This is a genomic window from Oleiphilus sp. HI0080 (assembly GCF_001635135.1).
The window spans coordinates 1-8,134 of record NZ_LWFU01000520.1; the positions used below are offsets into that span (position 1 = coordinate 1).

Here is an 8,134-nt window from a genome sequence, read left to right on the forward strand (position 1 = left end):
ATGCGGGGCCGGTAGGAGAGCCGGTCTTTGCGCCTGCAAGCGGAATCGTTACGCTCGTGCATCAAGATATGTGCTACTCAGGCGGAACTCTGATTATTGATCATGGCTATGGGCTGAGTTCCACCTTTATTCATTTGAGCGAAGTTTTGGTTGCGGTTGGACAGGAAGTGCAACAAGGTGACGTTATCGCAAAGATCGGTCAAGGAGGCCGCTCTACCGGCCCCCATCTAGATTGGCGTATGAACTGGAAAAGCGAGCGCATCGATCCCCAGTTAATGTTGAAGGTAGAGCTACCAGAGGGTTTTTAGCTAACGTCCCAAAAGGCTTTGACCGCAAACCCGAAGCACATTGCCATTCAGGCTTTGCGACGCTGGCTGGCTGAGATAAGCAATAACCTCTGCTACATCTAAGGGAAGACCTCCTTGGCTAAACGCATTTGAGCGACGTCCCATTTCTCTGGCAATTAACGGCACCTTGCTCGTCATTCGTGTCTCAATAAAACCAGGCGCAACCGCATTGACGGTGATGCCATTTGGTAGTTCCTTGGATAGTGCTCGTGTATAACCTGCTAAGCCGCCTTTTGAGCATGCATAGTTCGTCTGACCGAAGTTACCAGCGATACCGGATATTGAGCTAACACCAACAATACGTGCATCTCTGTTTAGCGCACCTTTTTCCAAAAGCGCCTGATTAATGCTGATAATCTTCTCTAGGTTTAAGTGCATGACTGCATCCCACTGTTCAGCGCTCATTTTTCTGAGCGTTTTGTCTCGTGTAATGCCGGCATTGTGGATGACAATGTCCAATACGCCGAGTTGCGATGTGAGTGTTTGAATCAGTTCATTCACGGCATTGTCCGCCATGAGATCGAGTGCTATCGCATGCCCGCCAATGTTTGAAGCAAACTGGGTGAGAGCTGCTTGGTTAGCAGGGATGTCGAGACAGACGACGACGGCTCCGTCACGAGCCAATACTCGGGCCGTTTCAGAGCCAATCCCAAATGCTGCGCCTGTCACTAGCGCCGTTTTTCCTTTTAGCGGTTTATGCCAATTAGGGGGGAGTTGTTTTGCATTGCGTAACACTAACGACTGGCCAGTCACATAAGAAGATTTGCGTGAAAGCAAAAAGGAAAGAGGGCTGATAATGTTCTTTTCTGCGCCTTTTTCTAACTCCAAAAGGTTTGCATTGGCTCCCTTGTTACCGATCTCTTTGGCAATTGAACGGGTAAAGCTTCTAATAGCCTCAATGCAGGCGAGCTGCTCCTTCTCGTTACAATTTTCTTCTGCTTTGGAGATCAAGATTACTCGGCCGCCAAGTTTTAAGTGTTTGAGTGCATGATGAAAGAAAACATACAGTGTCTTTAATTGTTCAATAGCGTTAATGCCTGTGGCATCAAAGATCAGTGCTTTGAATTTGTGATTAGAAACTTGATTGAAGCTGATCTGCTCGATCTTCTTTTGACTTGCTGCATTGTGTTTTGAAAATAGAGCGGCTGACGACGCTTCATCCCAAAAAGGCATAGAGATGTTTGCATCGGTGCTGGATAGTTCAGACAGTGTTCTGCGCATTGCTGTTGCATTGAGTGCTCCGGCAACAAGAATGCGACCTCTGGGTTGCTCTAAAGAAACCTCGGGCGAGCGCTTTAGCTTTGGCGGGCTTGGTAGCCCGATGCCGTCGAAAATGCTTTTGCCAATGTCAGATTGAGCGATGCGGGTGTAAAAATCGTTCATAGTTCTACTTTTAGATGATTAAGTTAGCCAAACAGGGCGGACGTGCTAGTCTTTAAGGAATGGTATTTTGAACTTTTTCACATTTAATTAACAGATGGATCTGAGTGTCATTTGGGTGAACGGTGATGACTGACAAAGAAGTAGAGCCTAGTGTTAGCGTTGAAAATAGCGAAGCGTTGGCGAATGAGTGGGTAGCGCACCTTAAAAAACAAAGTAAATTCAGATTAGCGATGCTGGGCGTGGCCTCAATTGGCTTTGCGGTTTCAGCGGGTGTCTTAACGAACACAACGTTGGAAAAAAATGCGCTTGAGCTTGAGTTGTCGGCAAAAAGTGCATTGATAGCAGAGCTAGAATCAGATGTTTCTTTAAAATCGAATTCGATCGCAGAGTTAAATGACCAATTGACTTCAGCTCAAAAGCGCACACGATTTCTAGAGCAGGTTAAGGGTGACACTGCATCGCAGCTTGGTATTGCCGAGCAAATTATTGATACACAGAAGCAAAAAATCGCATTGATTGAAGAAGAGTTCTCAAGCAGCTCTCAGCTGGTTTCTGAGCTTGAGATGCGCTTGGCTGAATCGCAGAAAAAAGCGCGTACTCTTCAAAGCACCCTAAACGGTAAAGTGAAAGAGTTGGGTCAGCGCAGCGCTGCGTACAATGCAATTGTTAAACGTCAAAAAGATACGCGGGCAGAGGTAGACAGATTGGCTGTCGCTTTGGAAGAAGCTGAGAGCGCAAGAACTGCTGCAACGCAACGGCTTGCTTCAGTCAAAGGTCAGCTGTCTAATTCGAATAATGAGCTAGGGCGCTTGCGCAAAGAAATAACTGCGCTTAATCAAGAGTTGTTAGTTCAACGTCAGAAAGAGGCCAAGCCAGAGCAGGTTTCTCAAGATCAGCGCAACTTAGCGATTCAACCTATCATTGGTCAGGCCAGTGTTGATAATTCAGGCTCAGTGGTTTTAAAGAGCAATCCAGGTGTTGTTGATCCTAATGCCTTAATGATCGAATAATCCAATTCGTTATATCGTTTTAATGGGCGCTTTTGCGCCCATTTTTATTTGCTATTTCAGGCGTCCTCTGCACTTATGAATATTCAGAAATTAATCTTTATATCTTGTGACGAATTGCTCTAAGTAAGCTTTTGTACTCCTCAAAATCTCTTCTAAAGTTAAGAGATAGTTGTCGCTTCGTTTGATTGTTTTTTTGCGACTTTACCATCATCAGAACGTGTTTTCGTGAGTCGGCCCAGCCGGCTGATGTCTTGGAGACCATTACACAACATGGGTACGAAAAAGCATATCCAGCCAACCCTCACCATGAATGCTACTGCGATAGTAGAGTCTGCACGTGGCTTTGTTTCGTTTTACGATCCGTTGAATGCTCTTATTGAGTCTCACGACGAGTTTTGGCCAAGAGTTGGACATTATTGCTCAAACCTTGAGCATTATCCTGCGGTGATGGAGGCGTTGTCTCGCCTAAACGCCAACTCTATGATGGATTTTGAGAAAGGTTTATTTTGCTCGATATTTAGCGTGTTAATCGCGGATCAGCTCGATGTTGAAGATCGTCGAAAGAGGGCGCTGTTCTATGCCGGGTTGACACAGGATATTGGTCTTTATATGGATGATTATCGTATCGGTGATTACTTTTCTTTGATGCGGGAACGTGTTGGTGCGATCAAAGGGCCAGAAAGCGTGGATGGTCAAAAAAGTCACGCTTTGGTTGCGTATAGTCTGCTCGAAGAAGCCATATCAGATGATACCTTAGTCGCTGAGCTTGTGTTGCATCACCACGCCAACGAAGATGGGACAGGTTACCCTCATAATATTGGCGAGCAGCAGTTAAACCTTGAGATGCAAATTTTGGTGGTCGCGAATCAAGTCAGTGATTTGGTAATGAAGCGCGATGGTTTTGATAGTCTTTTTGATTGTCGTTCCCCGTTAAAGTTGGCAAGTACGATGTTCTTTAAGCGGGTCAATGGAGCGGCCTATAGCTTGCTCAAAGCAGCAGCTTTGCGATTGGACTTGGACCACTCGGCTCCAGTCAATAAAGAGCGTCTTGCCGAGCAGGTTGCGCTGCTTGCCAGCTTTGTGCGTGAAGCTGTTAGCCTTAGCGGAGAGTTGGTTAGTGCTGAGCACTACCGCAGTGTGCGTTTGTTGCGCTCTCGTATCAAGAAGCTAGATCTTTTAATGAACGAAAGTGGCCTTTTGAATGTGTTAGACGATGAGTGTCTCAATGAGGCTAGATTGTGCATGGAGGCGCTTCCAGACTTTCTTGAACCTACGCAACGTTTGCTAAAAGAAGCTCAGGAAGTGCTCCCCTCAAGTAGAAGTGCTGCCATATCCCAGCTCAATATTACGCTCAAAACTCTGTTAGCCACGCTTACTAAACCAAGACCGTTTAGTTTGTTTATTTGAGTTGCTAATACGCCGGCGATGTGGCCGGCTCCGCGTTTTTATCTTCCAAAGCATGATACGGTTCTCTCCGTCCTCTACACCAAATTGCCCGCTGTATTTTAAGGGAAGTCATGCAAGAACAATTCAACCGAGCAAGTCAGCTTCATCAGCAAGGAAAATATCGTGAAGCGGAAGCACTCTATAGATCTTTAACCAGTTTAGAGCCTGAGAATCCCATTGTTAATGCGAGACTTGCAATGGTGCTGGTTCAAACGAAAAGAGCGCGTGAGGCGCTCCCTCTGTTTGCCTTAGCGATCGACAACATGCCCCAAGATACCGCTCTGATTAAGCAGGCGGTAAATGTTGCCTCTCAGCTCGGGGAAAATGTATTTGCTGAAAAATGGGTCCGTCTATTGCTCGAAGAGTCACCGGATGACATGGCCTTGTCGGCACAGTACGTTGGTATTTTGATTGCTGTTCATAAAGAGGAAGCGGCGTTGGCGTTAGTGAATGCCTTGCTAAAAAAACAGCCTCAAAATGCGCAGCTACTAAATTTTAAGGGTATGTGTCTCAGCCGTCTAAGTGAGGGTGATAAGGCCTACAGATACTTCGAAAAGGCATTGCGTGCTAATCCTGGTCAAGTCGGTGTTGTTAGAAATCTGATTGTTCATGGTAAGGGTAAGAAGCAAGCGTTGCTTGAAGAAATTGTTCCGCAGTACGAGCAGCGCTTGCGTCAACGCGGCTTGAACGAAGATGCGAAGATGAACATCGCTTACGTTGTGAGCATGTACTACGACAGGAAGGGAGACGCTGAAAAGAGCTTCAAGTACCTTCAGATGGGCAACACGATTAATCGCTCTCGCTATCACTATGCACATTCTGAGATGCAAGATGTGTTCTCTAAGATTATCGAAGCACTCAGTGGTCCGTTCTTAGGGGCGTGCGAGAGTTTGCCCAAGGTCAAAGACGGAGCGGCACCGATCTTCATTCTGGGAATGCCTCGATCGGGTACAACGCTCGTTGAGCAGATCTTATCAAGCCACTCGCGTGTTGGTGCGGAGGGTGAGTTACAGGTCTTGAGTGAGTGCTTTCAGCGTGAAACGGAAGTAGTGATGAGCTCGGCTGATGCTGGAGTTCGCGCAGAGGCTGCGCAGAGAGCGTTTGTAAACTATTTGTCTCAGGTGAGAGCGATGCAGGCCCAGCGAGGCAATAACTTGCCCGAGTTTTTTACTGATAAGATGCCTTACAACTATATGATGGCGGGGTTTATTGCTGCGGCTTTGCCCGAGGCTAAGATTATTCACTGTACCCGTGATCCTCTTGAAACGTGTTTCTCTATTTACAAACAGAACTTTGCCGGAACACATTCGTATAAGAATGAGCTGCGAGAGCTCGGAATGTATTACAACCTCTACGAGCAGCTAATGGCGACGTTAGTTGATACCTTCCCTGGCCGGATCTACGACGCAAATTACGAGAGAATGGTCTCAGATTCTGAAAGTGAGATTCAGCGCTTGCTCGACTACTGTGATTTGGAGATGGAAAGCGCTTGTTTGATGTTCCATAAAAACAAGCGTGCAGTGCGCACTGCGTCTATCGCTCAGGTTCGTCAACCCATCTACAAAGATGCCGTTAAGGCATCAAAGCCTTTCGAGAAGCAGCTTGCACCATTAATTGACGTGCTTAAAAGTGGAGAAGGGCGCCTTTAGGGCGCCCTTATTTAACAACTCAACTCTGTCAGAGGCCTAGCTATCTCCGCAGAAATAGTGGTTTTGGTTGGTCGTTCGCTGCTTGGTATACCTCTCCGAAATCACCAAATGCCGCTAGGGCTCTTTCAGTGTCAATCTCGTCGCGTAGCAGGAAGCTGCTAAACCCACAGCGTTTATAAAAGAAGAGTTGATCCAAAAGTACATCACCTATGGCACGCAAGTCTCCCTCGTAGCTTAGGCGCTCTCGGACAAATCGCGCAATGGAATAACCGCGACCATCAATGAACTTGGGAAAGTTTACTGCGATTAATGGGAGTGTTGATGCTTCGGCCGGAAGATCTTCAGGTTGGTCGTCGCTATCAAGCCATACGCCAATGTCTCCGTTTGCTAAGACTGCATCCGCATTCGCAATAAAGTAGCTCATGGGTACGAGTGAGTTCGGCGTAGGTGAGCCCTCAAAGTCCTTCTCTAAAATCTGCCAAGTATTGTCGATAGCGCTTTCGAGATTAATTAGCTTTGGCATATACGCGCTCCTTAAATGGATCCATTCCTACTCGATTATAAGTGTCGATAAATAACTCGTCTTCTTGACGTTTTTCTACAAACACATCAATGATTTTTCTAATGACCGAAGGCATGTCCTTGCGGGCAAAAGACGGGCCGAGAATCTTGCCAATCGATGCGTCTCGACCAGAGTCACCGCCAAGAGAGACTTGGTAGAACTCTTCTCCGCGCTTATCAACTCCGAGGATGCCGATATTGCCAACGTGGTGATGGCCGCAGGCGTTCATGCAGCCCGATATGTTAAGTTCTAACTCCCCGAGGTCGTAAAGGTAATCCAGATCTTCAAACTCAAGCTGAATCTGCTCTGCAACCGGAATCGATTTGGCGTTTGCCAAACCACAGAAATCACCGCCCGGACAGCAGATGATATCGGTCAACATGCCAAGGTTTGGTGTTGCGAAACCGGCAGATTGCGCCTCTTTCCACAGTGCGTATAGCTCTGCTTCTTTTACATCTGCCAAAACAAGGTTTTGGTCGTGCGTGACGCGAATTTCACCAAAGCTGTAACGATCAGCCAAATCAGCGATGATATCCAGCTGGCCATCGGTGACGTCACCGGGAGGGATGCCGGTTTTCTTAAGTGTAAGCGTCACAATTCGATAGCCATCTACTTTGTGCTCGTCGGTGCAGCGCTTGATCCAATTTGCAAAGCCTGTTGATTCGGCTAACGCTTTACGGAGCTCAGCGCCTTCACGCGGAAGTGTTTCGTATGCAGGCTCGGTAAAAAAGCTTTTAACACGATCAATTTCAGCGGCAGTGAGTTGCATTTCTGAGTTGCGAATGTGTTCCCACTCAGCGTCCACTTTCTCTTTAAATACCGCGGGTGTTATTGCTTTAACGAGTATTTTGATCCGCGCTTTGTACTTGTTGTCTCGTCGGCCGTGACGGTTATAAACACGTAAAATGGCTTCGAGGTAAGTCAGTAGATCTTTCTCAGGCAAAAAGCTATTGATCTCTGAGCCAATAATTGGTGTTCGACCCAAACCTCCGCCCACAAGGACGCGAAAGCCGATTTCACCAGTGTCGTTTTTGATAAGCTCCAAACCAATATCATGAACCGCAATAGCTGCGCGATCTGCACTCGGACAAGCATTTACGGCGATTTTAAATTTACGGGGCAGAAACGCGAACTCTGGGTGAAACGTTGACCACTGGCGGATGATCTCGCAATAGGGACGAGGATCGACAACTTCATCTGCGATAGCACCAGCAAATTGGTCGGTTGTTGTGTTACGAATACAGTTGCCACTCGTTTGAATGGCGTGCATATCAACGTTGGCCAATTGTGAGAGCATTTCTGGCACATCGGCGATTTCGGGCCAGTTAAACTGAACATTTTGACGTGTTGTGAAATGCACATAGCCCTTATCAAAGTCTCTTGATAGCTCAGCTAGTTTGCGAACTTGTTTACTGTTCAACATTCCGTAGGGAATCGCAACACGTAGCATCGGCGCATGGCGCTGAACATACAGTCCGTTTTGAAGTCTTAAAGGAAGGTACTCGTCTGCAGCTAGTTCACCGGCGAAGTATCGTTCGGTTTGATCTTTGAATTGCGCTACACGATCTTTGACTATTTTCGAGTCTAGGTCGTCGTAAATATACATACTTGTTTTCTGCCCTGATTCAATGTGAAAAACGGAGCCTGCGGCACGCTCACTAAGTTTACATCTTGCTCCATTTTTGAAGCGCGCAGTTTATCAGCTTTGTTTAAGCATCAAAACTGATAAAAAATCAT

General features: G+C 46.8%; 7 protein-coding genes. 4 read left to right on the forward strand and 3 right to left on the reverse strand.

Annotated elements, in window-relative coordinates; genetic code table 11:
- The coding region (locus A3751_RS10960; RefSeq protein ID WP_156492390.1) for a M23 family metallopeptidase at positions 1-308 on the forward strand (308 nt) is incomplete at its 5' end.
- Here the strand turns inward: A3751_RS10960 and A3751_RS10965 are convergent.
- A complete protein-coding gene (locus A3751_RS10965; RefSeq protein ID WP_068455713.1) occupies positions 309-1,730 on the reverse strand; it encodes a 3-oxoacyl-ACP reductase in 1,422 nt (473 codons plus the stop codon). It abuts the gene before it with no gap.
- A gap of 125 nt (positions 1,731-1,855) precedes the next feature.
- Here A3751_RS10965 and A3751_RS10970 point away from each other — a divergent pair, with 125 nt between their 5' ends.
- From A3751_RS10970 to A3751_RS10980, 3 genes are all read left to right on the forward strand, one after another.
- The gene (locus tag A3751_RS10970) at positions 1,856-2,740 is read left to right on the forward strand and encodes a hypothetical protein (protein WP_068455716.1); all 885 of its coding nucleotides are present in this window, start codon (positions 1,856-1,858) and stop codon (positions 2,738-2,740) included.
- A 270-nt stretch (positions 2,741-3,010) separates the two neighbouring features.
- Positions 3,011-4,147: an HD domain-containing phosphohydrolase gene (locus tag A3751_RS10975; protein ID WP_068455719.1), complete on the forward strand. Its 1,137-nt coding sequence runs from the start codon at positions 3,011-3,013 to the stop codon at positions 4,145-4,147.
- Between the two features lie 110 nt (positions 4,148-4,257).
- Entirely contained in the window at positions 4,258-5,835 is a 1,578-nt protein-coding gene (locus A3751_RS10980) for a sulfotransferase (protein ID WP_068455722.1), read from the forward strand.
- 40 nt (positions 5,836-5,875) lie between these two features.
- Here A3751_RS10980 and A3751_RS10985 read toward each other — a convergent pair whose 3' ends face one another.
- Together A3751_RS10985 and A3751_RS10990 are read right to left on the reverse strand one after the other, a co-directional pair.
- The gene (locus A3751_RS10985; RefSeq protein WP_068455726.1) at positions 5,876-6,358 is read right to left on the reverse strand and encodes a DUF934 domain-containing protein; all 483 of its coding nucleotides are present in this window, start codon (positions 6,356-6,358) and stop codon (positions 5,876-5,878) included.
- Positions 6,342-8,003, reverse strand: a complete 1,662-nt coding sequence (locus A3751_RS10990) for a nitrite/sulfite reductase (RefSeq protein WP_068455729.1) — start codon at positions 8,001-8,003, stop codon at positions 6,342-6,344. The genes A3751_RS10985 and A3751_RS10990 overlap by 17 nt, the downstream gene beginning before the upstream one ends.
- Positions 8,004-8,134: the final 131 nt, after the last annotated feature.

Excerpts from the sequence above, each read along its gene's own strand:
- A3751_RS10975 (WP_068455719.1), top strand. The coding sequence starts at position 3,011 with ATGGGTACGAAAAAGCATATCCAGCCAACCCTCACCATGAATGCTACT.
- A3751_RS10980 (WP_068455722.1), top strand. The coding sequence starts at position 4,258 with ATGCAAGAACAATTCAACCGAGCAAGTCAGCTTCATCAGCAAGGAAAA.
- A3751_RS10990 (WP_068455729.1), bottom strand. The coding sequence starts at position 8,003 with ATGTATATTTACGACGACCTAGACTCGAAAATAGTCAAAGATCGTGTA.
- A3751_RS10985 (WP_068455726.1), bottom strand. The coding sequence starts at position 6,358 with ATGCCAAAGCTAATTAATCTCGAAAGCGCTATCGACAATACTTGGCAG.
- A3751_RS10965 (WP_068455713.1), bottom strand. The coding sequence starts at position 1,730 with ATGAACGATTTTTACACCCGCATCGCTCAATCTGACATTGGCAAAAGC.
- A3751_RS10970 (WP_068455716.1), top strand. The coding sequence starts at position 1,856 with ATGACTGACAAAGAAGTAGAGCCTAGTGTTAGCGTTGAAAATAGCGAA.